The sequence below is a fragment of the Williamsia muralis genome, from assembly GCF_002735905.1.
Classification (GTDB): Bacteria; Actinomycetota; Actinomycetes; order Mycobacteriales; family Mycobacteriaceae; genus Williamsia; species Williamsia muralis_A.
On sequence record NZ_PEBD01000012.1, the window covers coordinates 95,507 to 120,748 of the forward strand.

The following is a 25,242-nucleotide window of genomic DNA, read 5'->3' on the forward strand; positions in this document are numbered from 1 at the left end:
GCCCTCGACCGGCGGGCTAGGCTGACCGGGTGACTGAACGGACTCTGGTACTCATCAAGCCCGACGGTGTGAAGCGCGGCCTGGTCGGCGACATCATCGGCCGCATCGAGCGCAAGGGCTTGACCCTGGTGGCTCTGGAACTCAAGACCGTCAGCGACGACGTCGCTGCGGGACACTACGCGGAGCACGAGGGCAAGCCTTTCTATCCCTCACTGCTCGAATTCATCACGTCGGGCCCCCTGGTCGCGGCAGTGCTCGAGGGCCCGCGCGCCGTGGCCGCATTCCGGCAGATCGCCGGCGGAACCGATCCGGTGGAAAAGGCGGTACCCGGGACGATCCGCGGGGACTATGCGCTGAGTACCCAGTTCAATCTTGTCCACGGCTCGGACTCGCCCGATTCGGCCGAGCGCGAAATCGGTCTCTGGTTCCCTGACCTCGGCTGATCGGACTTGCTGTCGGCCTGTGTGCCGGCGATGTCGGAGGTCTGGACCGCCGGACCACAGTTGTGTGGGATACTGACAGAGGTTGTCGAGCCCTCGCGGGCGTCGACTGCCAGATGATCAGCTCGGGTGCTCGGTCCCCACTCATGTGGCTCTCACATGGCGTGGTGTGGACATCGTGGCGCTCGACATCAGTCAGTCATCACGCCAGGCATCGCCGGTGAACGCGGGGTCATCCCCGCCGACATAGGGCGAAGCGAGACCTACAATCCCGGCGCAGTCCGGGTAAATAGCACAGCCCTCGCGTGGCCGCGTTTATCCGCGCCCGGGGGCTTGAGGAGAATACGTGGCCGACACGCAGTCGCCGGACGAACTGAACAGCACAGGTTCGGCGCAAGAATTCCCGCACAAACTACGAGTGCATGCGCTGGCCAGGATTCTTGGCCTCAGCAGCCGCGAGGTGCTCGCGCACCTCGCCGAGCTGGGCATCGCGGCTCGCAGTCCGCAGTCGAGCATTGTGCGCAGCACTGCCATCGCGGTACGCGACCGAATCAATCCGCCCGCCGACGAGTCGGTGGAGGGCGACGATGCCATCACCGCCGGCGCTGACTCCCCGCTGGCCGACCCCCAGCCGGTCGAGGCCGAGCAGTCGGCGGAAGTATCGGCTGCGCGTGTCGCCGAGCCGGAATCAGAGAATGTCGCCCCGCCCGTGGATTCCGAGGTCGCTGCGGCGGCAACTGCACCCAGTGAGGACGCGCCGGCCGAGGCCGAGCCCGCTGACAAGGCGCCGGAGTCGGTGCCACGCGAGAGGTCGATTCCCAGTCTCTTCTCCGCGGTGGAAGAGGAGCAGCCTCGGCACACGCCGACAACCTCGGCCGGGGCCGGGGCAGGATCGCCGCTCTTCCTGTCGGCAGAACAATCAGCTCCCATCCCGCAGAGCACCAAGGACTCGGTCGACGCGGACGCCGACACCGATACCGACGATTCGGACGACGAGAGCGAGTCGGGGTCGCGGAAACGGCGTCGCGGTCGTCGTGGTCGCGGTCGTGGACGCGGTGACCAGGCCGGCGGCGACTTCGGCGACGACGATTCGGACACGGATGCCACCGATTCGGCCGGAGAGCCGGCTCGGGAGACCCAGGACGGCGCCTCGGCAGACTCTGACGACGCCCCCGACACCGACGACGAAGCCGCCAAACCCGAGACGAGATCGGGGAACAGGCGAAAGCGGAGTAGGCCGAAGAAAGCCCGGCCCGACTCCGACGGCGACAACGAGCAGGGCCCAGACGGCTCGCCGTCCGATGCCCCCGCCGACGAGACGGCCGGTGGCGATGACGACGACTCCGACCAGTCGGCTGAATCGGACTCCTCGGACTCCGATGATCAGGACGACTCGGGCGACGGCACCTCGGCAAATCGCAGGCGTCGTCGCAGGCGTCGTCGCAAAGGCGGAGAGGGCGACGAACCGCTGCCTGCCGACGACCCGCCCAACACGGTGGTGCACGAACGCGAGCCACGGAACAAGTCGCGCGGTCGCGATGAGGTGCAGGGCATCTCCGGGTCCACCCGTCTCGAGGCCAAGCGCCAGCGACGCCGTGATGGCCGCGACGCGGGACGGCGTCGTCCACCCATCCTGAGTGAGTCGGAATTCCTGGCCCGCCGCGAAGCGGTCGACCGGGTGATGGTTGTGCGCGAACGCTCGGGGGTGGCCGCAACGGTCACTCATGGGGACACACACTCCGACGGCAACGCCGAATCTTCGAACCAGCAGACTCGCGATTACACACAGGTCGCGGTGCTGGAAGACGGCGTACTGGTCGAGCACTTCGTGACCACGTCCAACTCCTCGTCGATGGTGGGCAACATCTACCTGGGTCGGGTGCAGAACGTCCTGCCCGGCATGGAAGCTGCCTTCGTCGACATCGGACGGGGACGCAACGGCGTCCTCTACGCCGGTGAGGTGAATTGGGACGCAGCCGGTCTCGATGGCGGATCACGCAAGATCGAACAGGCCCTGCGTCCCGGTGACCAGGTCTTGGTCCAGGTCAGCAAGGACCCGGTCGGGCACAAGGGTGCCCGTCTGACCACACAGATCTCCTTGGCCGGCCGGTACCTGGTGTACGTGCCGGGCGGCGGTTCCACCGGGATCAGCCGCAAGCTCCCCGACACCGAGCGCAAACGCCTCAAGCAGATCCTCGGCAAGATCGTTCCTGACGACGCGGGTGTGATCATCCGCACCGCATCCGAAGGTGTCTCGGCCGAAGAGCTGACGGCCGACATCGAACGTCTGCAACAGCAGTGGGAAACCATCAACACGGCCACGTCGGCGGCCGGTAGCTCGAAATCCGGTGCGCCGCAGACGTTGTACGAAGAGCCGGACCTTCTCGTGAAGGTTGTCCGTGACCTCTTCAACGAAGACTTCAAGAAGCTCATCGTCGAGGGCAACGGTGCCTGGAACCAGGTGGAGAACTACGTCCGAGGCGTCGCACCCGACCTGCTCGACCGCACTGAGCGCTTCGAGAAGGCCCACGCCGATGCGCCGGACGTCTTCGACGTTCATCGGATCGACGAGCAGTTGGCAAAGGCATTGGACCGCAAGGTGTGGTTGCCCTCCGGTGGAACGCTGATCATCGAGCACACCGAGGCGATGACCGTCGTCGACGTGAACACCGGCAAGTTCACCGGCTCGGGCGGAAACCTCGAAGAGACGGTGACCCGCAACAACCTCGAGGCTGCCGAAGAGATCGTCCGGCAGATGAGGTTGCGCGACATCGGCGGCATGATCGTCGTCGACTTCATCGACATGGTCCTCGAGTCGAATCGTGACCTTGTCTTGCGCAGGCTCACCGAGGCACTGGGCCGCGATCGCACGCGCCATCAGGTGTCCGAGGTGACGTCGCTCGGCTTGGTGCAGATGACGCGAAAGCGCCTCGGAACCGGTTTGCTCGAAGCATTTTCGACCACCTGCACCTGCTGTAACGGGCGCGGCATCGTCGTGCACGCCAACCCGGTCGAGATCTCGTCCGGCGATGATCAGGCAGGCCGCGGCGACAACACCAAGAGGGCGCGGCGCAACCGTCGCAGTGGCAAAGCGGATCAGCCCGCAGCTGTCGAGAGCAAACCGGCTGCCCACAGTCCCGCCGAGCACCCGATGTTCCGGGCGATGGCCAGCCACACCCCCGATTCCGAAACACCCGAAACCGAGACCGATTTCGAGGTCACGGAGACAGGCTCGGAGGAGTCCGTCGACGATGCTGCCCGCACCGAGACCGACACCGAGGACACCACGTCCGCGGTGTCCGCGTCCGAGGGCTCGACGGCGGCCGTCGAGGACACGGCTGCAGGGTCCGCGAAGGTTCACGGGGACCCCGCTCCGGCCATCGAGTCATCGGCCGCAGAACGGTCGGCGTCTGCTGCCCCCAAGAAATCCGAGAAGTCCCAGAAGCCTGAGAAGTCCGGCACATCCGAGGCCACCAGCCCTGTGGACGAGACAGCACACAGCCCGGCGACTCCGGCGGCCGGCGACACGCAGCAGAGCACCGCTGACGAACCCGGACAAACGCCGCCGAGTGCCCCGCCAAAACGGCGACGCGCCGTGCGGCGCAAGCCGGCGGCTCCCACCACGGCGACCGATCCCGCTGTCATCGCCGAGGTCATCGCCTCGCCGGTGACCACCTCGGGCCCGGTCGGAACCTCCACGTCCACCGAGCCGGCTGTGGCGGTACGGCGCACGCCGCGACGGCGCGCAGCCGGGAGACCTGCAGGTCCGCCGGTGGAGGAGTGAGGATTGCTGGGCGTACCGGGTCAGTTTGACCCGGCCCGCCACACTCCCGTAACCTGGATCAGTCGCCATCCGGCGGACGGATTGCGCTGTGCTCGGAAAGACGGCGCCCGGCCGGATCGGCAACGGGCAAGAGCCCGAACAACACACGACAGACAGTAAGAGGTAGCTCTCCGATGGCAACGTACGCGATCGTCAAGACCGGCGGTAAGCAGTACAAGGTCGCTGAAGGCGATCTGGTGAAGGTCGAGAAGATCGACAGTGAACTCGGCGCGACCGTCTCACTTCCCGTGACGCTTGTCGTCGACGGTGCCGATCTGACCACGGACGCGGACAAGTTGGCGAAGATCTCGGTGACCGGTGAGGTCGTCGAGCACGTCAAGGGTCCGAAGATCCGCATCCACAAGTTCAAGAACAAGACCGGCTACCACAAGCGTCAGGGTCACCGTCAGAAGTTGACGGTCCTCAAGGTCACCGGCATCAAGTAAGCACGCCCCCACACTTTTCAGGAGAACTGTCATGGCACATAAGAAGGGTGCATCCAGCTCGCGCAACGGGCGCGACTCGAATGCTCAGCGACTCGGTGTGAAGCGCTTCGGCGGCCAGCAGGTGAGCGCCGGTGAGATCCTGGTCCGCCAGCGCGGTACACACTTTCACCCCGGCGTCAACGTCGGTCGTGGCGGCGACGACACGCTGTTCGCCCTGGCTCCCGGTGCTGTGGAGTTCGGCAGCAAGCGTGGCCGCAAGACCGTGAACATCGTTCCGGAGCCTGCGCAGGCCTGATCCGGCGCAATGCAATCCAGCTCCTAAGGGGCGGGCAGGATCACCAGATCCCGCCCGCCCCTTAGAAAATTCCAAACTCTCTCACAGGTGGTTCCATGTCCAGATTTGTTGACCGCGTGACGATTCACGCAACGGCGGGCAACGGTGGTCATGGCTGCTCATCGGTGCACCGCGAGAAGTTCAAACCCCTCGGCGGACCCGACGGCGGCAACGGTGGCAACGGTGGCGATGTCACCCTCGTGGTCGACCCGCAGGTCCACACCCTGCTCGACTTCCACTTTCATCCGCACGCGAAAGCCGGTAACGGCCGGCCCGGTGCGGGCGCCAACCGTGACGGCGCAAACGGGGATCCATTGGTTCTCCCTGTCCCTGACGGCACCATGGTGCTCGACCGCGACGGCCGGCTCCTGGCCGACATGGTCGGTGCAGGAACCACTTTCGCTGCGGCGTCCGGTGGACGCGGTGGTCTCGGCAATGCCTCGCTGGCGTCCAAGGCGCGCAAGGCGCCGGGCTTCGCTCTGCTGGGGGAGGAAGGCGAGGTCCGCGAACTCGTCCTCGAACTCAAATCCGTCGCCGACGTCGGCCTCGTGGGTTTCCCGTCGGCCGGCAAATCGTCTCTCGTCTCGGTGCTCTCGGCGGCCAAGCCGAAGATCGCCGATTATCCTTTCACCACGCTTCAGCCGAACCTCGGTGTGGTGAACAGTGGTTCAGATGTTTTCACCGTTGCGGACGTTCCTGGGCTGATTCCGGGAGCGTCTGCCGGCCGCGGTCTGGGGTTGGAGTTCCTCCGTCACCTCGAACGCTGTGCGGTGCTTGCGCATGTGGTCGATTGCGCCACTCTCGAGCCCGGTCGAGACCCGGTGTCGGACATCGACGCGCTGGAGGCCGAGCTGGCCGCGTATCAGCCCGCTCTGCAGGCAGATACCGGTCTCGGGCATCTCGCCGACCGGCCTCGCGTGGTCATCCTGAACAAGACAGACGTGCCCGATGCGGCGGAACTGGCCGAGATGGTCACTCCCGAACTGCAAGAACGTGGTTGGCCCGTGTACGCGATCTCCGCCGTCTCCCACAAGGGCCTCAAGGAACTCACGTACGCACTGGCCGACATGGTGCGCCAGTACCGCATCGACCACCCGAAACCGGTTGCCAGGCGCCCGGTGATCCGTCCGATTCCTACCGACGACAACGGCTTCTCCGTGATCGCCGATCCCGATCAGCCCGGTGGTTTCATCGTGCGCGGTACGCGGCCGGAGCGTTGGATCAAGCAGACGCAGTTCGAGAACGACGAAGCCGTCGGATATCTCGCCGACCGACTCAACCGGCTCGGTGTCGAGGCGGAGCTGGTCAAGCAAGGCGCCGAGCCCGGCTGCCCGGTCACCATCGGTGACGTGTCCTTCGAGTGGGAACCGCAGACGCCTGTCGCGGAGGACTTCCCGATGAGTGGTCGCGGCACCGACATCCGTCTGGATCGTCCAGAGCGCGTCGGTGCCTCCGAGCGCAAGATCGCACGACGGCTGCGGCGCGGCCTCGATGTGGATGCCGAGGATCCGGACGAACGTGGCTAGTGTTACCCGGCAACAGCTTTCGGGAGCTCGCAGCGTTGTGGTCAAGATCGGCTCCTCGGCTCTGACCGAGTTGGCGACCGGCCTGGACTCAGGCCGTCTCGACGCCTTGGCCGATGCGATCGAAGCGCGGATGCAGGCCGGCTCGGACGTCATCGTGGTGTCGTCCGGCGCAATCGGAGCGGGTATCGCGCCGTTGGGTCTCAAGAGCCGGCCGAAGGATCTGGCCACCAAGCAGGCAGCGGCCAGCGTTGGGCAGCTGGCTCTCGCGCACGCGTGGAACACCTCGTTCGCCCGATACGGTCGCACCGTTGGGCAAGTTCTGCTGACGGCCCATGACATCTCGCTGCGTGCACACCACGCCAATGCGCAGCGCACCCTCGATCGGTTGCGGTCTCTCGGCGCGGTCGCAATCGTCAACGAGAACGACACCGTGGCAACCAACGAGATCCGTTTCGGCGACAACGATCGGCTGGCGGCCCTGGTCGCGCACCTGGCGGGCGCTGATGCGCTGGTCCTTCTGTCCGATGTCGACGGTCTCTACGACGGGGATCCCCGGAAGGGCAACGCCTCGATGATCTCTGAGGTCGACGGCCCCGAGGACCTCGACGGTGTGATCGCCGGCACCGGTGGCGCCCTGGGAACCGGCGGCATGGCATCGAAGTTGTCCGCTGCCCGCCTCGCCGCAGATGCCGGGTTGCCGGTGCTGCTGGCAGCTGCGGCCGATGCTGCCGCAGCGCTGACCGATGCCTCGGTCGGCACTGCGTTTGCGCCTCGACCGCAACGACTTTCGGCGCGCAAGTTCTGGGTGCGGCACGCCGCAGAAGCCAGTGGACGTCTGGTGCTCGATGATGGGGCGGTGCAGGCCGTTGCCACCGCGCGCCGTTCACTGCTGTCGGCCGGTATCACCGCGGTGTCGGGCCGGTTCTACGGTGGCGACGTGGTCGATCTGACGGATCAGTCCGGACACACGATGGCCAGGGGAGTCGTGGCGTACGACGCCACCGAGGTGGCCCAGATGGTGGGCAAGTCGAAGGCCGATCTGCCCTCGGATCTACGTCGTCCGGTGGTTCACGCCGACGATCTCGTCGCGGTCTGACTCCAGCCATCCGGTCAGCACCGTTGAGCACGAACCGTCGATCTTCATGGTCGCGAACTCGTCGCCGCGGGTGTGTCCGCGGTTGACGATGGCTATCGGTTTGCCGGTACGCCTGGCGTGCCGAACGAACCTCAGCCCACTCATCACCGTCAGGGACGACCCCAGGACGAGTACCGCATCGGCGTCATCGACCATCGAATAACCCTGCTGCACAACTGCTTTCGGCACACTTTCACCGAAGTAGACGATGTCTGGTTTGAGTATTCCGCCGCAGTCCGGACAGTCGAGCATCGCGAAGTCGGTGGTGTCCTCCACAACCACATCGGCGTCGGGGGCCACCTCGATGGCGCCGCGGCCACGAATCCTGCTGACGAACTCGGCGTTTGGCGGCTCCAGGAGTTCGGCAAGTCGGTGCCGGGAGACCCGGTGTTCGCAGTCGAGGCAACGAACACGCCCGTAGCTGCCGTGGAGTTCGAGCACGGCGCGGTTGCCGGCCTTGAGGTGGAGCATGTCGACGTTCTGCGTGATGACGCCACTCACTTTGCCCCGGCGTTCCAGGGTGGCGAGGGCGCGGTGGCCCGCGTTGGGAACCGCCGCGTCCATGTGACGCCAGCCGAGATGATTACGTGCCCAGTAGTGACGGCGGAAGTCGCTCGAGCTCAGGAACATCTCGATGGTCATCGGTGTCCGTGGGGGAGTTCCGGGGCTGCGGTAGTCCGGTATCCCTGAATCGGTCGACATCCCGGCCCCGGTCAGCGCGAGCACACGACGTCCGTCGAGGAGCTGTGCCAGCTCCTCGATCCGATGGGGTAGATCGGGGTCGGGTGCGGTGGGCTGGGCCGGTGTCCAGCGAATGGGGCGGGTACGCACCTCGTCCAGAATACCCCGACCGCGACAGCGCCCCGGAGACGAGAACTCGGCACCCCCGTCGGGGTGCCGAGTTTCTTGCTGGCTCGCCTCGGGTGACGGTCGGAGGGCCCGGGCATCTGACGCAATCGCACAAGCGCCAGCACAACGCTACCCAGCGAAGCCCGGGTTCAGGCCCGCCATCCTGCGAACCGGTCAGGTGCCGACGGTGACCAGCGGGTAGACGCCGTTCTCGTCGTGCGTTTCGGTTCCGACCACCGGCGGATTGAACACGCAGAGCATGCGAAGCTCGGTGTCAGCGGTGACCGTATGCCGTTCGTGGCCGTTGAGGAGATACATCGTGCCCGGCCCGAGCGGGTACACCTCGCCGGTCTCGCGATCGGTGAGGGTCCCGGTGCCCTCCACCAACCACACTGCTTCCACATGGTTGGCGTAGTGGAACTCGTTGACCGAACCTGCCTTGATGGTCGTCTCGTGGAAGGAGAACCCCACTTTGTCGCCGCCGAGGACGATGCGCTTGGAGCGCCAATTGCCGTTCTCCGCCTCGACATCGCGTTCGGTGCCGGTGATTTCCTTGGTGGTACGTACGATCACGTGTAGTCCTTTCGCGCGCTTGGGTTTTCGTCGAGTCGGGCCGGCTCAGGCGCTGAGCACCTCGGCCGTGGCCTGGCCGAGAATCGCCAGCCCCTGATCGAGCTCCTCGATGGTGATGGTCAGCGGCGGCAGCAGTTTGACGACCTGGTCTGACGGGCCGGAGGTTTCGACGAGCAGTCCGCGGTCGTACGCGAGTGCGCACACCTTGCCTGCCTTTTCGGCGTCGTCGAACACCAGCCCCTGGACCATGCCGCGACCGCGGGTCGTGATGCCCTGGTGCGCGCTGCACAGCGAGATGAACGAGTCGCGGATCCGCTCACCCTTGGCGATGACCTCGTTCTCGAACTTGTCGTCCGACCAGTAGGTGTCGATCGCTTTCTTGGCGGTGACGAAGGCGGGGTTGTTGCCGCGGAAGGTGCCGTTGTGCTCGCCCGGTGCCCACACGTCGAGGTGCGGCTTGAACAAGGTGAGCGCCATGGGCATGCCGTATCCGCTGATCGACTTCGACATGGTGACGATGTCGGGCTCGATGCCGGCGATCTCGAATGAGAAGAACGGTCCGGTCCGGCCGCAGCCCATCTGGACGTCGTCGACGATCAAGAGGATCTCGCGCCGCTTGCAGAGTTCGGCGAGAGCCCTGAGCCATTCCGGCCGGGCCACGTTGACGCCGCCTTCGCCCTGGACGGTCTCCACGATCACGGCTGCCGGACGGTTGAGACCGCTACCCGAGTCGTCGAGGACGCGCTCGAACCAGCTGAAGTCCTCCACGACACCGTCGAAGTAGTTGTCGAACGGCATCGGAGTGGCGTGGACCAGAGGGATACCGGCGCCCGCCCGCTTCATCGAGTTGCCGGTGACCGAGAGTGCTCCCAGGGTCATACCGTGAAATGCGTTCGTGAAGTTGATGATCGATGTACGGCCGGTCACCTTGCGAGCCAGCTTCAGTGCGCTCTCGACGGTGTTGGCACCGGTGGGTCCGGGGAACTGGACCTTGTAGTCGAGTCCGCGTGGCAACAGGATCTTGTCCTGGAATGCCTGCAGGAACTCGCCTTTGGCGACGGTGGACATGTCCAGGCCGTGGGTGATGCCGTCGTTCTCGATGTACTCGAGCAGAGCCGACTTCAGGATGGGGTTGTTGTGCCCGTAGTTCAGCGCACCGGCGCCGGCGAAGAAATCGAGGTACTGCTTGCCGTCGCGGTCGGTGAGCCATGCGCCCTTGGCCTTGGTGAAGATTGCGGGCCAGCCGCGGCTGTAACTACGAACTTCAGACTCGCGGGTCTCGAAGATATTGCTGGAAAACGTTTCTTGGATGGATGCAGTCATGTCTGTCGTGTCCTCCGGGTGTGCCTGAAGCACAGTAGGGTGCGAAAAATACAGCTGTATTCCAACTGGTAAAGATGTGGCGGCCGGGTCGGTCCCGGCTCTGCCGTGAAGTGACCACGGGTAGCGGTGGTCGAATGCGGTATTGCTAACCGCGACAGATCATCTCGGGCGTCGCGGCGCGACGGCGTACAGATCTTCTGGTTCGTGGTCGTCCGGGAAGTCGGCGGGGGAGAAAAAACTCTCCTTGGTGATGCTCATCCCGCGACGTTCGGCGAGGGCGGTGAACAGCGCCACCGACGCCTCGTTGTCCGGACTGATCGTTGTGTGCAGGGTGGTGATGCCGCGCGGCTCCAGTCGATCCATCAACTGGGACAACATTTTTCCGGCCAGACCGAGTCCCCGTTGGTCGGCGTCGACAGCGACCTGCCACACCATCACCACATCGGGGAGTTCAGGGCGAAGGTAACCGGTGACAAAGCCGACGACGCGTCCGTCCACTTCGGCGACCACCGATGTCTCGGCGTAATCCTTGCACCACAGGAGGTAGGCGTAACTCGAGTTGAGATCGAGAACTTGCGAGTCACGGGCGATTTCCCAGAGCCGGACTCCGTCGGAAACCTTTGGCGAACGAAATGCCACCGCGTCCGGCGCGGTGGTTAGGGTAGCGCTGATCTGAGTTGGGCTCATATCGAATTTGAAGTTAACAACGTGTCACACGAAAGTCACCCGGTTGTCGAAATTCGTCGCAAAAGCGCCGGTATAAGCCCTGTTCAACTGCGGTTTGTGAGGTGGCTCACAAAAACTTGCAGGCTGCAAGTAGTTGGGCCGCCGGACCCGGGTCCCGGGGCCGGGCCGGGCCCCGAAACAATGGACGCATGACGCGCATCATCGCCGGCTCGGCCCGCGGTCGCCGACTGTCGGTGCCTGCCGCCGGCACCCGGCCGACCACCGACCGGGTGCGCGAATCGATGTTCAACATATTGGCGGCCCGCATCGACTTCGACGGGCTGATCGTGCTCGATCTGTTCGCCGGAAGCGGCGCGCTGGGGCTCGAGGCGTTGTCGCGGGGAGCCGAATCGGTGACGTTCGTGGAGGCCGACGCCAAGGCGGTGAAGATCATCGAGGCGAATGTCAGGGCGTCGGGGTTGTCGGGCGGGCAGGTGCTCCGCCGCCGAGCGGCTGAACATCTCGAGCGCCGCGGCGGCGCCTACGACCTGGTGCTCGCCGATCCGCCCTACGATCTGCCCGAGGATGAGGTTGCGCGCCTGGTTCGGCAGCTCGCGGACGGGGCGGTCTCCGATGGGGGCTTGGTGGTGCTGGAGCGCGCTGCTCGCGCGGCCGACACCCGGTGGCCGTCCGAGTTCGATGACGTCCTGATCCGCCGGTATGGGGAAACCCGGGTCGAGGTTGCCTTGTACTGCCCGCCACATGGGTGAGACGGCTGCCCGCAGGCTGATAACTTGACTCCCATGTCGGGAGCTGTCTGTCCGGGTTCATTCGACCCCGTGACCTCGGGTCATCTGTTCGTCTTCGAGCGGGCTGCCGCCCGGTTCGATGAGCTGGTGATCACCGTGATGGTCAATCCGAAGAAGAGTGGTCTCTTCATGATCCCCGAACGCATAGCTCTCCTGCGGGAGACCACCTCTCACCTGCCCAACGTTCGGGTCGACAGCTGGCAGGGATTGCTCGTGGACTATGTGCGTTCGCAGGGGATGGACACGATCGTGAAGGGCCTGCGCGGCGCCGTGGACTTCGAATACGAGCTGCCGATGGCGCAGATGAACCGGGATCTCACCGGGGCCGAGACCATTTTCATGCTGACCGACCCGCGTCTGGCCCATGTCTCGAGCTCGCTGGTGAAGGAAGTTGCCACCCTCGGTGGACCGGTCGGCGAGTTCCTGCCGCCGGTGGTCCACGAACAACTGCTCGCCAAAATCAACGCTCGTTGACCGGCCGGTCCGCACAGGCCGCCAAGCGGGACAGATCCTGGTTGGTATCACGACACGCCCCGTAGGTTGACGAGTCTCAGGCGTACCAGTGGGCACAATAGTCACAGAATTAACACCAACCACTGTTTGCACGCGGGTGGGGACCCAGTGGGTCACCGGCCGATGTCGCGACGAGGAGTGAGGTAGCTGTGTACCGGGTATTCGAAGCGCTGGACGAATTGGGCGCCATCGTCGAAGAAGCGCGCAGTGTGCCGATGACTGCGGGTTGCGTGGTCCCCAGAGGTGACGTGCTCGAATTGCTCGACGACGTCAAGGACGCCATCCCCGGCGACCTCGACGACGCGCAGGACGTCCTCGACCAGCGCGACAAGCTGATCGGCGACGCGCGGATGCGCGCCGACACCCTCGTCGGTGAGGCAACCGCGGAGTCCGATTCGCTGCTGGCGCATTCGCGCGCAGAGGCCGATCGCCTGCTGTCGGAGGCGAAAGCACAGGCCGACCGCATGGTTGCCGAGGCGCAGTCACACTCGGGGCAACTGCTCGCGGATGCCACCGCCGAGGCCGAACGGGTGGCCGCGTCGGCCCACCGTGAATACGAGTCCGTGACCGGGCGTGCGCACGCCGAGGCCGAACGCATGATCGCCTCGGGCAATGCGAACTACGAGCGCTCGGTGGCCGAGGGCATCGCTGAGCAGCAACGACTCGTCTCCGAGACCGAGGTGGTCCAGGCCGCCCGTGCCGAGTCCGAGCGGGTCATCGACGCGGCACACGCCGAGTCCGATCGTCTGCGCGGCGAATGCGACATCTACGTGGACAACAAATTGGCCGAGTTCGAGGAACTCCTCACCGGGACGATCCGCTCGGTCAACCGTGGTCGGCAACAGCTTCGGACGGGCGCAGGGGTGCACGACTACGCCGAGCACGTCCATCGCGGGGATTTCGGCACCGGAATGGCGGTCTGACCACCGCGTCTTGATCGGGGACACGGCGCGGCGTCAGGATTGCCGCATGCGGTGATCAGGGGCGTATCGTGGTTCCCTGTGTCGCAGCGTGAGAGTAATTCAACCCGCCACGATCGCCCCGCCACCGGCCCGTTCAGTCTGGACATTCGCAGTCTAGGACGACGTGCCGGTTCGATGCAGGAGGTGCATCGTGCCATCACGTCTGCCCCTCGCATCGGGCTGGACATGATCGCGATCCCGGCCGGCAGTGACATCGACCTCGACTTGCGGCTCGAAGCCGTGTCCGAGGGCGTTCTGGTCACCGGGTGCGTCAGTGGCGAAACCGAAGGGCAATGTGTTCGCTGCCTGGAGCCGATCGCGGGAACGTCGAGCGTCTATCTGACCGAACTGTTCGCCTATCCGGACAGTGTGACCGATGAGACCACCGACGCCGACGAGGTACATCGCATCGTCGATGACACCATCGATCTCGAACAGGCCATCGTCGACGCGGTGGCGCTCGACCTCCCCAATGCGCCGCTGTGCTCACCTGACTGCCCCGGGCTGTGTCCCGAATGCGGTGTACGCCTGGCCATTGCGGACCCGGGCCATCACCACGACAAGATCGATCCGCGGTGGGCTGGTCTTGCCGCGAAGTTCGCCGAGGAACCCGAGTCGAAGAAGTGACCGAAACCGACCGTGGTGCCGCGCAAGTGCACTCCGATCATGCCGATCTCCTTGCCGCATTGGATATTTCCCTGTCCGATGAGATGCTCACCCTGGCTCTGACCCATCGTTCCTACGCGTACGAACACGGTCGCCTGCCGACCAACGAACGGCTGGAGTTCCTCGGCGATTCGGTGTTGGGAGTGGTGATCACCGAGCAGCTGTACCGAACCCATCCAGATCGCCCCGAAGGCGAGCTGGCCAAGATCCGGGCGAGTGTGGTGAACATGCACGCCCTCGCCGATGTCGCGCGTGGACTCGGACCCGGCGGGCTGGGAGTTCACCTACGTCTGGGCCGCGGCGAAGAGATGACCGGTGGCCGGAACAAGGCCAGCATCCTGGCCGACGGCATGGAGGCGCTGATCGGGGCGGTCCATCTCGAGCACGGTCTCGAAACCGCACGCGCGACCGTCCTGAAACTTTTCGAGCCGGCACTGAACCGGTCTGCCGCCCTGGGCGCCGGACTCGACTGGAAGACCTCGTTGCAGGAATTGACCGCAGAGAAGGGTCTGGGGGTGCCTGCCTACCAGATCACATCGACCGGACCGGACCATTGCAAGGAGTTCACCGCGACGGTGGTCGTCGCGGGTGACCCGATGGGGTCCGGAGTCGGGCGGACCAAGAAAGAAGCCGAGCAACTCGCGGCGTCGACGGCCTGGAAGGCGATCTCCGGATCCGGAGACGATGCCTGAACTGCCCGAGGTGGAGGTCGTTCGGCGCGGGCTGCTCGCCCACGTGGTCGGTAGGCGCATCGTCTCCGTCGACGTCCTGCACCCACGGGCGGTCCGGCGGCATCTGGGCGGCCCACTCGACTTGACCGGCCTGCTGTCCGGCGCGACTGTCACCGCTGCGCGTCGTCGCGGCAAGTACCTGTGGCTGCAAGCGGACCCGGCCGGTGGCGCCGACGCACTGGCTCTTGTCGTGCACCTGGGGATGAGCGGACAGATGCTGGTGCAGACCGCAGGTGCCGAGGACGAGAAACACCTGCGAATCCGGGCGACACTCGACGACGGCAAGGAACTCCGCTTTGTCGACCAACGCACATTCGGCGGCTGGATGGTCGACGACCTGGTCGAGCTGCCGTCTCTCCGTTCGCGCTTTGACGCCGTCAGGCACGCTCCGCGTGCGACCGGAGGGCCGGGGCCGGCGTCCATCACGCACATCGCGCCCGATCCGTTTGACCCGGACTACGACCCCGATGCCGTTGTCCGGCTGCTCAAGGCCAAGCACACCGAGGTCAAACGTGCGCTGCTGGATCAGACCGTGGTGTCGGGTGTGGGCAACATCTATGCCGACGAGGCATTGTGGCTCAGCAAGATTCATGGGAGGCGACTCACCGACAAGTTGAGCGCCAAGGCATTACGGTCGGTGCTCGACAACGCCAAGGACGTGATGGAGCGAGCACTCGATCAAGGTGGGACGTCATTCGATGCCTTGTACGTCAACGTCAACGGACAGTCGGGCTACTTCGAACGCTCACTGAACGCGTACGGGCGTGAAGGGGAGGCCTGTCGTCGTTGCGGCGCGACGATGCGGCGCGAGGCGTTCATGAACCGCAGCTCGTTCAGTTGCCCACGCTGCCAGGTGCGTCCACGCATCTAGACCGTGATGGCTAGGGCATCATCGGGGCATGACCCTGGCTCTGACACCCGATGAATTGCTCACCACCACCCGAACGGTACGCAAGCGCCTGGACCTGACGCGGCCGGTGCCCATCGAACTCGTCCGCGAGTGCCTGGAGGTCGCGCTGCAGGCGCCGTCCGGTTCCAACCGGCAGGGCTGGCAGTGGCTGGTGATCACCGACCCGGAGCTGCGCGCGGCAGTCGGCCGGATCTACGGGGAATTGACCGAGGAATACCTGAACTCTCGCCATTCGGCCGCGGCCCTATTCGCCGATGACCCGAACCGGGCACCGGTCCAGCAGCGAGTCGGAGGCAGTGTGGCGTGGCTGGGTGAGCACATGGGCGAGGTGCCCGTTCTTGTCATCCCGTGCATCAAGGCGGGCAAGACCTTGCCGCCGGACAATCAGGCCGGATTGTGGGGCTCCCTGCTGCCCGCCGCGTGGAGCTACTGCCTGGCGGCGCGCGCTCGTGGCCTCGGAACAGCCTGGACCACACTGCATCTGCAACGTGAGGCCGAGGTGGCCGACCTGCTGGGCGTGCCGGCGGGATTTCACCAGGCGGCATTGATCCCGACGGCGTACTACACGGGTGAGACCTTCAAGCCGGCGCCGCGAGAACCGCTCGACAATGTGATCCACTTCGACCGTTGGTGAGCCGGCGGTCCGGGCCATGGCGAAGAACCTCGGCCCGGAAGCGGGACGCCGTAAAAAACTCGTGAAGACCGCAGGTCGCAGCGTCGAAAGACCGTTAACGCCGTCGATCTGATCGGGCGGCGGATACATGCTTGCACCACCAGCCGGACTCGTCGAAGTAGTCCGGCACGTGTGCAGGAGTGGAACGTGGCAGATCTTGCCTTCATGGCAGCGGTTTTCGGGAGTTTTGCGTTGTGCCTCGTCGTGGTGCGGGTGGTCGCGGCGCGGGGTGACCGATGACCGCCGAGGGCGTGACCAATGTGGTGCTCGTGGTCGTCGCCATCGCCGTGGTGCTGTACCTGGCTGTCGCCCTCGTGTGTCCCGAGAGGTTCTGACCCGTGGACTCCACATTGGCCGCAGTTGCCCAGGTGGGCATCGTCATCCTCATCTTGGCCGCCGCGTACGTGCCGCTCGGTGACTACATGGCACGGGTCTTCCGGAGCAGCCGCGACCTCGCTCCTGAACGACTCATCTACCGACTGGCGCGGATCGACTCGGCACGTCAGCAGACCTGGGTCGGCTATGCGGTCGCCGTGCTTGCCTTCTCGTTGATCAGCGTTGTGTTCCTCTATGTCCTGCAACGGGTCCAGGGGATCCTGCCGTTCGGAGACGGCCGTCCGGGTGTCAGCCCGGCGATGGCCTTCAACACAGCCATCTCGTTTGTCGCCAACACCAACTGGCAGTCGTATTCGCCTGAAGTGGTGATGGGAAATCTGACGCAGATGATCGGTCTGGCCGTCCAGAACTTCCTGTCGGCCGCAGTCGGGCTGGCGGTCGCCATTGCGCTGATACGCGGCATCGTCGCCGCGGGCGGGGGCAAACTGGGCAACTTCTGGGTTGATCTGGTGCGAGGCACACTACGGATCTTGTTGCCGCTGGCCGGGCTGATGGCGCTTGTGTTGCTGACCCAGGGAGCGGTCCAGTCGCTGCGGAGCGGCATCGACTTCGTAGGTCTCGACGGCTCGACCGGCCACAGCGTGATCGGTCCCTTCGCGTCCCAGGAAGCCATCAAGATGCTGGGCACCAACGGCGGCGGAACGCTCGCGGCCAACTCCGCCCATCCGTTCTCCAATCCGACACCCTTGAGCAATGTCGCCGAGGTGATCGCGTTGCTGATCATCCCCGTGTGCCTCACCCGCACCTACTCGACTCTCGTCGGCGACCGCAGGCAGGGTGTGACCATCCTGGGTGTCATGTCCGTCATCTGGGCGTCCATGCTCGCACTCGTGTGGTTCTTCGAGTCGAAGACCAATGGCGTTGCAGCCCAGGCGGCCGGCGCGATGATGGAAGGCAAAGAGCAGCGGTTCGGCGTGGCCGGCTCGGCACTGTTCGCCGTCTCCACCACAGGAACCTCGACCGGCGCCGTCGATTCGGCACATGACAGCTTTTCGGCTGCCGGTGGCGGCGCACTGATCTGGAACATGTTGCTCGGCGAGGTCGCTCCGGGCGGTGTCGGCTCCGGGCTCTACGGCATGCTGATCCTGGCCATCATCGCGGTGTTCGTCGGTGGCCTACTGGTGGGCCGCGGTCCGGAGTTCCTTGGGAAGAATATCGGCCAGGGCGAGATCACCATGGCTGCGTTGTACGTGCTGGTGATGCCCGCTCTGGTGCTCGTCGGAACGTCCATCACCGTGATCCTCGAGTCCACCAGCGCTTTTCAGGGCAATGCAGGTGACCCCGGCACCCCGGGTTCGGTACACGGCTTCTCCGAGGTGCTGTACGCCTACGCCTCAGCTGCGAACAACAATGGCAGCGCCTTCGGTGGTCTCACGGTCACCAGCGACTGGTTCCAGACCTCCTTGGGGCTGGCCATGCTGCTTGGCCGCTTCCTCCCGATGATCTTTGTGCTCGCACTCGCCGGCCGCCTCGCGGCGGGGCGACGACCTGCGGCACCCGAGTCCTCTTCCGGGGGCGCAGTGGCGGTTCGGACTCGGGATCGGGTGGCGACGCTGCCCACCCACGGGCTGCTGTTCGGCGGATTACTCACCGGCACGGTACTTCTCGTTGCCGGACTCACATTCTTCCCAGCGATGGCGCTGGGACCGATCGCAGAGGCATTGGCATGAGCACGATCCTTGACGAACCCGTACCGGACACGGTATCCACCACCACGGCCGATCTGGTCGGCAGCGGAGCGTTCGATGCACGCCAGCTGATCAGCGCGGTGCCACAAGCCATCCGGAAGTTGAACCCCAAGGACCAAGCGCGTAATCCGGTGATGTTCGTCGTGTACCTCGGAGCGATCATCACCACTGTTCTGGCGGTGTGGCAGCCGTCCTGGTTCGCCTTCGGCGTGGTCTTCTGGCTGTGGTTCACGGTGCTGTTCGCGGGCCTGGCAGAGGCTGTTGCCGAGGGACGCGGCCGGGCGCAGGCGGCGAGCCTGCGAAAGGTGAAACAGGACACGATGGCTCGGCGAATCGGGCCCGACGGAGCGATCACCGAGATCTCAGGGGGCTCACTGGTCATCGGCGACCGGATCCTGGTGACTGCAGGCGAGGTGATCGCCGGTGACGGCGACGTCGTGGAAGGTATCGCCACCGTCGACGAGTCGGCCATCACCGGCGAATCAGCGCCTGTGTTAAGGGAATCCGGAGGTGATCGCTGCGCCGTGACCGGTGGCACCGTCGTGCTCTCGGATCGGATTGTCGTGCAGATCACGACGTCGCCGGGGGAGTCCTTCGTCGACCGGATGATCGCCCTGGTCGAGGGAGCCGAGCGTACGAAGACCCCGAACGAGATCGCGCTCGACATCCTGCTGTCGAGTCTGACCATCATCTTCTTGCTCGCGGTGGTGGCAGCGGGGCCGATGCAGCAGTATGCAGGCCAGTCTCCGGACCCGATCAAACTCATCGCCCTGCTGGTGTGCCTGATCCCGACAACCATCGGTGCGTTGCTCTCGTCCATCGGCATCGCGGGCATGGACCGGTTGGTGCAGCGCAATGTGCTCGCGATGTCGGGCCGCGCCGTCGAGGCCGCCGGCGACATCGACACCTTGTTGATGGACAAGACCGGGACCATCACGTTCGGCAACCGCCGGGCCACCGCGCTGATCCCGGCACCCGGAATCAGCGACGAGGAGATGGCGCGAGAGGCCTGCCGATCGAGCCTGTCCGACGACACTCCTGAGGGACGCAGCATCGTCGATCTCTGCCGCGACGACTTCGGCGTCGACCCGATGTCGATCGACGCCGAGACCCGGCACGATCGTGTGGTGGTCCCGTTCACCGCGCACACCCGGATGTCCGGGGTCGATGTGCCGGAGGCGCCGGGTCTACGGAGCATCCGGAAAGGGGCTGCGGACTCACTCCTCGCCTGGGTCGGTGAGAACGGCGGAACCGTACCGGCCGAGGTAGCCGGCGGGGTCGAGGAGATCGCATCGGCGGGAGGAACCCCGCTGGTGGTCGGAACCACAACAGACGATCAACCCGCCCGCGTCATCGGTGTCATCGCTCTGTCGGATGTCGTCAAACCCGGTATGGCCCAGCGCTTCGAGCAACTCCGGGCGATGGGGATACGGACGGTCATGGTCACCGGTGACAACCCGTTGACCGCACGGGCCATCGCCGACGAGGCAGGTGTGGACGATTTTGTGGCCGAGGCGACCCCGGAAGACAAACTCGCACTGATCCGTCGCGAGCAGGCGGGTGGCCGACTGGTCGCGATGACCGGTGATGGCACGAATGACGCACCGGCACTTGCCCAGGCGGATGTCGGTCTTGCCATGAACACCGGGACGTCTGCGGCGAAGGAGGCAGGCAACATGGTGGATCTGGACTCCGATCCCACCAAGCTGATCGACGTCGTGGCCATCGGCAAGCAGTTGCTCATCACCCGCGGAGCGTTGACCACGTTCTCGCTGGCCAACGATCTCGCCAAGTACTTTGCGATCCTGCCCGCGATGTTCAGTGGCATATACCCGCAGCTCGACACCCTCAACGTGATGGGATTGCACTCGGCCCAGTCGGCCATCACATCCGCCGTGATCTTCAATGCGCTGATCATCGTCGCGCTGATCCCCCTCTCGCTCAAAGGGGTTCGGTACCGGCCCTCGTCGGCCTCCTCTTTGTTGGGCCGCAATCTGCTGGTCTACGGGCTCGGCGGTGTCATCACACCGTTCGTCGGCATCTGGCTGATCGATCTGGTCGTCCGTTTTCTCCCGGGAATGGGGTAGTTGTCATGAAGCTCGGTACGACATGGATCAGACAGAGCGTGGTTGCAGTGTCTGTACTGGTGATGATGACGGTGATACTCGGTGTGGTGTACCCGGCAGTGGTGTGGGGAGTCTCGCGTATCGACCGGTCGAGCGCCGAGGGTTCGGTGGTCACCGACAGCGCCGGCTGCAGGGTCGGCTCCGCCCTGATCGGGATCGATCCGCAGGCTGAACCCGGGCGGACCGACGGTTACCTGCATGCGCGGGTGCTGGGGGCGGCTGACGATCCGATGGCCCCGGGCGACCCTGCTGCGTCTGCGGCGAGCAACCAGGGGCCCTCCAGCGTCACATTGGCGGGGTGGATCGAGTCACGGCGAGCGATCATCGCCGAACGCGAGGACGTGCGCCCCGATAAGGTGCCGGTCGACGCCGTGACCGGTTCCGGTTCGAGCCTGGACCCGCACATCAGCCCGGCCTATGCCGACATCCAGGTGCCCCGCCTGGCGCGCGTGCACGGAATGCCCCCCGAACAGGTGCGCGAGGTGATCGACAGTCACACCGAGGGCAGGCAGCTCGGTGTCCTCGGGGAACCGCGGGTCAACGTGCTGGAGGTCAACCTCGCGCTGGGGCTGAGCGCACCGAACTGCGGCTAGGGTCGAACGATGGCGTCGACCAGTCGTAGAGGAACCCTGGAGGTGTTCCTGGGATGCGCCCCCGGCGTGGGCAAGACGTACGAGATGCTGGCACAGGCGCACACGCTCGCGGACGAGGGCGTCGATGTGGTTGTGGCAGTTGTCGAATCGCACGGCCGGACCGCAACGGAAGCGATGGTCGACGGTCTCGAGGTGATCGCGCGCACGGAGTACGAATACCGCCAGACCACGTTGTCCGAGATGGATCTGTCCGCGGTCCTCCAGCGCAGGCCCCAGGTGGTGCTCGTCGACGAGCTCGCACACACCAACGCGCCGGGGTCGGTCAACCGCAAACGTTGGCAGGACATCGAGGCTCTGCGGGATGCGGGGATCGATGTGCTCTCCACCATCAACATCCAGCATCTGGAGAGTCTGAACGATGTGGTCGCACAGATCACCGGCGTCGTCCAGCGTGAGACCGTACCCGACGACGTGGTTCGCGGCGCCGACCAGATCGAACTGGTGGACATATCGCCACAGGCTCTGCGACAACGACTTTCGGCCGGCAAGGTGTACCCCAGCGATCGTGCCGGTGGTGCGCTGGCCAGCTACTTCCGCCAGGGGAACCTGACGGCGCTGCGTGAACTCGCGTTGCTGTGGCTGGCCGACCAGGTCGACGACTCACTGGCCGCCTACCGGTCTGCGCACGCGATCACCGACACCTGGGAGGCCCGCGAGCGGGTCGTGGTGGCCATCACGGGCGGCCCCGAATCGGCGACCCTGCTTCGCCGGGCCAGTCGGATCGCGTCGCGGTCCAGTGCCGAACTGCTCGTCGTGCATGTGGTGCGCGGCGACGGGCTGGCTGATCCGGCGTCGGTTGACCTGGCCGGGCTGACCGACCTGGCGAAGGGGTTCGGCGCGCAGGTGCACACCGTTGTCGGAGACGATGTACCGGAAACGCTGCTCGAGTTCGCCCGCGGTGTCAACGCAACCCAGCTGGTCTTGGGTACCTCTCGGAGATCCCGGTGGCAGCGCTTGCTCGACGAGGGCGTCGGCAACACTGTCGTCCGCGAGTCGGGCAAGATCGACGTGCACATGGTGACCCATGAGGTGGCAGGCACTCGCAATTGGCTCGACATCCGCCAGTCCCGCTTCCACCACCCGCTGAGCTGGGTCGCCGCCGTGGTGGTTCCGGCGATGGCTGCCGGGGTGCTCGCGCTGCTCGACCGGTGGTTGGGACTGGCGAGTGATTCGGCGCTGTTCTTCGTGGTGGTGCTGGCAGTCTCGATGCTGGGGGGAATCGGCCCGGCAGCGCTGTCGGCCATCGTCTGCGGCTTGCTGCTGAACTTCCTGTTCACCAGCCCCCGATACAGCTTCACGATCAACGAGACGGACAACCTCATCACCATCGTCGTCATGTTGGTGATCGCGGTTGCCGTTGCCGCTCTTGTCGATTCGTCCACCGTCCGGCGTGCCCAAGCCCGCCGCGCAGGGCGCGAGGCGGAGTTGCTCGCCACCTTCGCCGGTGCGGTGCTCAGCGGCGAAGAGCCAGATGGACTCCTCGAACGCGTCCGCGAGACCTACGACCAGCGGGCCGTCAGTGTGGTCCGAACAGATGGCCGCGGGCCAGGTGTGGTGGAGGCCGCAGTGGGCGACGACCCACCGGCGCACCCCGACGAGGCCGATACCGTCTGCGCTGTGCCCGGGGGAGAGTTCGCCTTGCTCCTACGAGGCCCCACCCTCGGTGGTGGGGACCGTCGGGTACTCGCTGCGGTCGCCATCCAGGCGGCGGGTGTGGTCAGGCAACGCGCGCTGGCCACCGAAGCGGCTGCAGCCAAGGCTCTCTCGGCCACCGACCAGCTCCGGCGTGCGCTCCTGTCGGCAGTCAGCCACGACCTGCGCACACCGCTCGCCGCCGTGAAGGCATCGGCGTCGAGTCTCCGGAGCACCGATGTGGCGTTCAGTGCTGACGACACAGCGGAGCTACTGGCGACCATCGAAGAGTCGACCGACCAGCTCACCGACGTGGTCGACAACCTCCTCGATTCCTCACGGCTGGCGGCAGGTGTGGTCAGCCCCGACATGCGGACGGTGTACGTGACCGAGGCCGTCGAACGTGCGATCGCCGGTATCGCGCGGTCGGATCGGGTGGGTGCCGAGCGGATCACGTTCAGCGACAACGAACTCTCGGCCTACGCCGATCCGGGATTGCTCGAACGAGTACTCGTGAACGTGGTGGACAATGCCTTACGCCACAGTGGGCCCACAGCTCCCGTGTCCATCGAGGCTGCGCTGACGGGAGATGATCCGGCGCGGTGCGAGATCTCTGTGATCGACCACGGGGTGGGCGTCGCTGCGCACGACAGGGAGAAGATGTTCACCGCGTTCGGGCGCCTCGGCGACCGGACCACCGGCGGTGGAGTCGGACTGGGGCTCTCGGTTGCACAGGGATTCGTCCAGGCCATGGACGGGACGATCGAAGCCGTCGACACCCCTGGTGGGGGACTCACGATGGTGATCGGTCTGCAGACCGGACCGCCCGGACAGGTGCGGTCATGAGTGACAAGATCCGGGTGCTCGTGGTCGACGACGAGCCGCAGATATTGCGCGCACTGCGCATCAACCTCAAGGCGAGGGGGTTCGACGTGACCACCGCCGCAAGCGGTACGGGTGCGTTGACCGCTGCGGCACAGACCAATCCGCAGGTGGTGATCCTCGACCTGGGTCTACCGGACATCGACGGTTTCGAGGTGCTCGCCGGCCTACGTGGATGGACCGACGTCCCCGTCATCGTGTTGTCGGCGCGTAGCGATTCCTCCGAGAAGGTGCAGGCATTGGACGCCGGGGCCGACGACTATGTGACCAAACCCTTTGGGATGGAGGAGTTCCTGGCCAGGCTGCGGGCCGCGGTACGCCGAGGCACGTCGCCGGCGCGAGAAGCCGAGCCCCCTGTGGTGGAAGCGGCATCGTTCACGGTGGACCTGCGTACCAAGCAGGTGACCCGCGCAGGGCAGGCCGTACACCTGACCCCGACCGAATGGGGAATCCTGGAAATGCTGGTGCGCAACGAGGGAAAACTCGTCGGACAGCCCGAGATTCTCAACGAGGTGTGGGGCCCGGCATACCGAGGCCAGACCCACTACCTGCGGGTGTATCTGGCGGGGTTGAGGAGAAAACTCGAGCCTGATCCCACCCGTCCACGCCACCTGCTCACCGAAGCGGGGATGGGTTACCGCTTCGTTCGCTGAGCGGGCCTGATCGGTGGGCGGAATTGCACGCGAGCGCTCCGTGTTTAATTCGTACATGACCGTCACCGAACCAGTCACCACGGACCAGCAGACCACCGAGTTGTGGGTGGAGCGCACCGGAACGCGCCGCTACACAGGGCGCAGCAGTCGCGGGGCCGAGGTCTTGATCGGCTCCGCTGATGTCGATGGCGTCTTCACCCCCGGCGAATTGCTCAAGATCGCTCTGGCCGCGTGTACCGGGATGAGCTCGGACAAACCACTGTCCCGCCGCCTCGGCGACGACTACGACGCGACCGTTCGCGTTTCCGGGGACGCCGATCGTGACAACGAGGTGTATCCCCGCCTCGAGGAGGTCCTCGAAGTGGACCTGTCCGAACTGGAACCCGAGGCCGCGGAGCGACTTCTTGTTGTGGTGCGACGCGCGGTCGATGCGGTGTGCACGGTGGGGCGCACCCTCAAGACCGGCGCCGAGGTCGAGCTGCGCATCGATACGGAGTAGCCGATGGCCTCCGATTCACCCGGCGACACCGCCGACACCATCAGGCTCACCGCGTGGGTCCACGGGCACGTCCAGGGTGTCGGATTTCGTTGGTGGACCCGGGCCCGCGCTCTCGAACTGGGGCTGGTGGGTTCGGCGACCAATCACTCCGACGGCCGGGTGCTCATCGTCGCCGAAGGCCCAGAGGCTGCCTGCAGGCAGTTGATCGACCTCATCGAGGCAGGTCAGAGTCCTGGTCGCGTCGACACCGTCGTGGTGGATCGGAGCGCGCCGCGCGGTGGGTTGTCCGGATTCGTCGAACGGTGAACCGGCTCGCGGTCGGGCCTGGACCAGT

Annotated in this window: 25 protein-coding genes; 21 read left to right on the forward strand and 4 right to left on the reverse strand. The window is 65.5% G+C overall.

Annotated elements, in window-relative coordinates:
* The first annotated feature begins 29 nt into the window (after positions 1-29).
* The 6 genes from ndk (at position 30) to proB (ending at position 7,665) form a co-directional block, all read left to right on the forward strand.
* On the forward strand, positions 30-443 hold the full coding sequence (gene ndk, locus CSW57_RS22515; RefSeq protein ID WP_030163720.1) for a nucleoside-diphosphate kinase: 414 nt from the start codon (positions 30-32) through the stop codon (positions 441-443).
* A gap of 343 nt (positions 444-786) precedes the next feature.
* Entirely contained in the window at positions 787-4,224 is a 3,438-nt protein-coding gene (locus CSW57_RS22520) for an Rne/Rng family ribonuclease (protein ID WP_099384864.1), read from the forward strand.
* A gap of 173 nt (positions 4,225-4,397) precedes the next feature.
* On the forward strand, positions 4,398-4,709 hold the full coding sequence (gene rplU, locus CSW57_RS22525) for a 50S ribosomal protein L21 (protein ID WP_023960383.1): 312 nt from the start codon (positions 4,398-4,400) through the stop codon (positions 4,707-4,709).
* Positions 4,710-4,740: 31 nt separating this feature from the next.
* Positions 4,741-5,004 (forward strand): 50S ribosomal protein L27, encoded by a 264-nt coding sequence (gene rpmA / locus CSW57_RS22530; protein ID WP_023960381.1) that lies wholly within the window; start codon positions 4,741-4,743, stop codon positions 5,002-5,004.
* 95 nt (positions 5,005-5,099) lie between these two features.
* The gene (gene obgE / locus CSW57_RS22535; RefSeq protein WP_099384865.1) at positions 5,100-6,569 is read left to right on the forward strand and encodes a GTPase ObgE; all 1,470 of its coding nucleotides are present in this window, start codon (positions 5,100-5,102) and stop codon (positions 6,567-6,569) included.
* Positions 6,562-7,665, forward strand: coding sequence for a glutamate 5-kinase (gene proB / locus CSW57_RS22540; protein ID WP_223249445.1), 1,104 nt, complete (start codon positions 6,562-6,564; stop codon positions 7,663-7,665). The genes obgE and proB overlap by 8 nt, the downstream gene beginning before the upstream one ends.
* On the opposite strand, the gene CSW57_RS22545 is transcribed toward proB, so the two are convergent.
* The 4 genes from CSW57_RS22545 to ectA all read right to left on the reverse strand — a co-directional run bounded on the left by CSW57_RS22545 (position 7,621) and on the right by ectA (position 11,136).
* Positions 7,621-8,535 carry a Sir2 family NAD-dependent protein deacetylase gene (locus tag CSW57_RS22545; RefSeq protein ID WP_099384867.1) on the reverse strand — a complete coding sequence of 305 codons (915 nt, stop codon included), beginning with the start codon at positions 8,533-8,535 and terminating at the stop codon, positions 7,621-7,623. The two genes, proB and CSW57_RS22545, sit on opposite strands and share 45 nt — an antisense overlap.
* A gap of 192 nt (positions 8,536-8,727) precedes the next feature.
* Positions 8,728-9,126, reverse strand: a complete 399-nt coding sequence (locus tag CSW57_RS22550; RefSeq protein WP_030163704.1) for an ectoine synthase — start codon at positions 9,124-9,126, stop codon at positions 8,728-8,730.
* Between the two features lie 45 nt (positions 9,127-9,171).
* Positions 9,172-10,449, reverse strand: coding sequence for a diaminobutyrate--2-oxoglutarate transaminase (gene ectB, locus CSW57_RS22555; RefSeq protein ID WP_099385047.1), 1,278 nt, complete (start codon positions 10,447-10,449; stop codon positions 9,172-9,174).
* A 159-nt stretch (positions 10,450-10,608) separates the two neighbouring features.
* On the reverse strand, positions 10,609-11,136 hold the full coding sequence (gene ectA / locus CSW57_RS22560; protein WP_099384868.1) for a diaminobutyrate acetyltransferase: 528 nt from the start codon (positions 11,134-11,136) through the stop codon (positions 10,609-10,611).
* Positions 11,137-11,324: 188 nt separating this feature from the next.
* On the opposite strand from ectA, the gene rsmD reads away from it, so the two are divergent.
* From rsmD to CSW57_RS22635, 15 genes are all read left to right on the forward strand, one after another.
* Complete coding sequence (gene rsmD / locus CSW57_RS22565; protein ID WP_099384869.1) at positions 11,325-11,885, forward strand: 16S rRNA (guanine(966)-N(2))-methyltransferase RsmD; 561 nt, start codon at positions 11,325-11,327, stop codon at positions 11,883-11,885.
* 33 nt (positions 11,886-11,918) lie between these two features.
* Positions 11,919-12,398: a pantetheine-phosphate adenylyltransferase gene (gene coaD / locus CSW57_RS22570; RefSeq protein WP_099384870.1), complete on the forward strand. Its 480-nt coding sequence runs from the start codon at positions 11,919-11,921 to the stop codon at positions 12,396-12,398.
* Positions 12,399-12,586: 188 nt separating this feature from the next.
* A complete protein-coding gene (locus CSW57_RS22575; protein ID WP_099384871.1) occupies positions 12,587-13,360 on the forward strand; it encodes a DivIVA domain-containing protein in 774 nt (257 codons plus the stop codon).
* A 174-nt stretch (positions 13,361-13,534) separates the two neighbouring features.
* Complete coding sequence (locus tag CSW57_RS22580) at positions 13,535-14,026, forward strand: YceD family protein (protein ID WP_099384872.1); 492 nt, start codon at positions 13,535-13,537, stop codon at positions 14,024-14,026.
* On the forward strand, positions 14,023-14,757 hold the full coding sequence (gene rnc / locus CSW57_RS22585) for a ribonuclease III (RefSeq protein ID WP_099384873.1): 735 nt from the start codon (positions 14,023-14,025) through the stop codon (positions 14,755-14,757). The genes CSW57_RS22580 and rnc overlap by 4 nt, the downstream gene beginning before the upstream one ends.
* Positions 14,750-15,667, forward strand: a complete 918-nt coding sequence (gene mutM / locus CSW57_RS22590; RefSeq protein WP_099384874.1) for a bifunctional DNA-formamidopyrimidine glycosylase/DNA-(apurinic or apyrimidinic site) lyase — start codon at positions 14,750-14,752, stop codon at positions 15,665-15,667. The genes rnc and mutM overlap by 8 nt, the downstream gene beginning before the upstream one ends.
* Before the next feature lie 28 nt (positions 15,668-15,695).
* On the forward strand, positions 15,696-16,340 hold the full coding sequence (locus CSW57_RS22595) for a nitroreductase family protein (protein WP_099384875.1): 645 nt from the start codon (positions 15,696-15,698) through the stop codon (positions 16,338-16,340).
* Positions 16,341-16,615: 275 nt separating this feature from the next.
* Positions 16,616-16,714, forward strand: a complete 99-nt coding sequence (locus tag CSW57_RS22600; protein WP_023960355.1) for a potassium-transporting ATPase subunit F — start codon at positions 16,616-16,618, stop codon at positions 16,712-16,714.
* A 3-nt stretch (positions 16,715-16,717) separates the two neighbouring features.
* Positions 16,718-18,445 carry a potassium-transporting ATPase subunit KdpA gene (kdpA, locus tag CSW57_RS22605; protein ID WP_099384876.1) on the forward strand — a complete coding sequence of 576 codons (1,728 nt, stop codon included), beginning with the start codon at positions 16,718-16,720 and terminating at the stop codon, positions 18,443-18,445.
* Positions 18,442-20,550: a potassium-transporting ATPase subunit KdpB gene (kdpB, locus tag CSW57_RS22610; RefSeq protein WP_099384877.1), complete on the forward strand. Its 2,109-nt coding sequence runs from the start codon at positions 18,442-18,444 to the stop codon at positions 20,548-20,550. The genes kdpA and kdpB overlap by 4 nt, the downstream gene beginning before the upstream one ends.
* 5 nt (positions 20,551-20,555) lie before the next feature.
* Positions 20,556-21,182, forward strand: coding sequence for a potassium-transporting ATPase subunit C (locus CSW57_RS22615; RefSeq protein WP_099384878.1), 627 nt, complete (start codon positions 20,556-20,558; stop codon positions 21,180-21,182).
* A 9-nt stretch (positions 21,183-21,191) separates the two neighbouring features.
* Entirely contained in the window at positions 21,192-23,720 is a 2,529-nt protein-coding gene (locus CSW57_RS22620) for a sensor histidine kinase (protein ID WP_099384879.1), read from the forward strand.
* The gene (locus tag CSW57_RS22625) at positions 23,717-24,409 is read left to right on the forward strand and encodes a response regulator (RefSeq protein ID WP_099384880.1); all 693 of its coding nucleotides are present in this window, start codon (positions 23,717-23,719) and stop codon (positions 24,407-24,409) included. The genes CSW57_RS22620 and CSW57_RS22625 overlap by 4 nt, the downstream gene beginning before the upstream one ends.
* Before the next feature lie 55 nt (positions 24,410-24,464).
* Positions 24,465-24,908, forward strand: a complete 444-nt coding sequence (locus CSW57_RS22630; RefSeq protein ID WP_099384881.1) for an OsmC family protein — start codon at positions 24,465-24,467, stop codon at positions 24,906-24,908.
* A gap of 3 nt (positions 24,909-24,911) precedes the next feature.
* Positions 24,912-25,214 (forward strand): acylphosphatase, encoded by a 303-nt coding sequence (locus CSW57_RS22635; protein ID WP_099384882.1) that lies wholly within the window; start codon positions 24,912-24,914, stop codon positions 25,212-25,214.
* Positions 25,215-25,242 lie beyond the last annotated feature (28 nt).

Bases quoted from the DNA above. Each gene is read 5' to 3' on its own strand.
- rplU (WP_023960383.1), top strand. From the start codon at position 4,398: ATGGCAACGTACGCGATCGTCAAGACCGGCGGTAAGCAGTACAAGGTC.
- rpmA (WP_023960381.1), top strand. From the start codon at position 4,741: ATGGCACATAAGAAGGGTGCATCCAGCTCGCGCAACGGGCGCGACTCG.
- obgE (WP_099384865.1), top strand. From the start codon at position 5,100: ATGTCCAGATTTGTTGACCGCGTGACGATTCACGCAACGGCGGGCAAC.
- ectB (WP_099385047.1), bottom strand. From the start codon at position 10,449: ATGACTGCATCCATCCAAGAAACGTTTTCCAGCAATATCTTCGAGACC.
- ectA (WP_099384868.1), bottom strand. From the start codon at position 11,136: ATGAGCCCAACTCAGATCAGCGCTACCCTAACCACCGCGCCGGACGCG.
- rsmD (WP_099384869.1), top strand. From the start codon at position 11,325: ATGACGCGCATCATCGCCGGCTCGGCCCGCGGTCGCCGACTGTCGGTG.
- coaD (WP_099384870.1), top strand. From the start codon at position 11,919: ATGTCGGGAGCTGTCTGTCCGGGTTCATTCGACCCCGTGACCTCGGGT.
- CSW57_RS22580 (WP_099384872.1), top strand. From the start codon at position 13,535: ATGCAGGAGGTGCATCGTGCCATCACGTCTGCCCCTCGCATCGGGCTG.
- mutM (WP_099384874.1), top strand. From the start codon at position 14,750: ATGCCTGAACTGCCCGAGGTGGAGGTCGTTCGGCGCGGGCTGCTCGCC.
- CSW57_RS22595 (WP_099384875.1), top strand. From the start codon at position 15,696: ATGACCCTGGCTCTGACACCCGATGAATTGCTCACCACCACCCGAACG.
- CSW57_RS22600 (WP_023960355.1), top strand. From the start codon at position 16,616: ATGACCGCCGAGGGCGTGACCAATGTGGTGCTCGTGGTCGTCGCCATC.
- kdpB (WP_099384877.1), top strand. From the start codon at position 18,442: ATGAGCACGATCCTTGACGAACCCGTACCGGACACGGTATCCACCACC.
- CSW57_RS22615 (WP_099384878.1), top strand. From the start codon at position 20,556: ATGAAGCTCGGTACGACATGGATCAGACAGAGCGTGGTTGCAGTGTCT.
- CSW57_RS22620 (WP_099384879.1), top strand. From the start codon at position 21,192: ATGGCGTCGACCAGTCGTAGAGGAACCCTGGAGGTGTTCCTGGGATGC.
- CSW57_RS22625 (WP_099384880.1), top strand. From the start codon at position 23,717: ATGAGTGACAAGATCCGGGTGCTCGTGGTCGACGACGAGCCGCAGATA.
- CSW57_RS22630 (WP_099384881.1), top strand. From the start codon at position 24,465: ATGACCGTCACCGAACCAGTCACCACGGACCAGCAGACCACCGAGTTG.
- CSW57_RS22635 (WP_099384882.1), top strand. From the start codon at position 24,912: ATGGCCTCCGATTCACCCGGCGACACCGCCGACACCATCAGGCTCACC.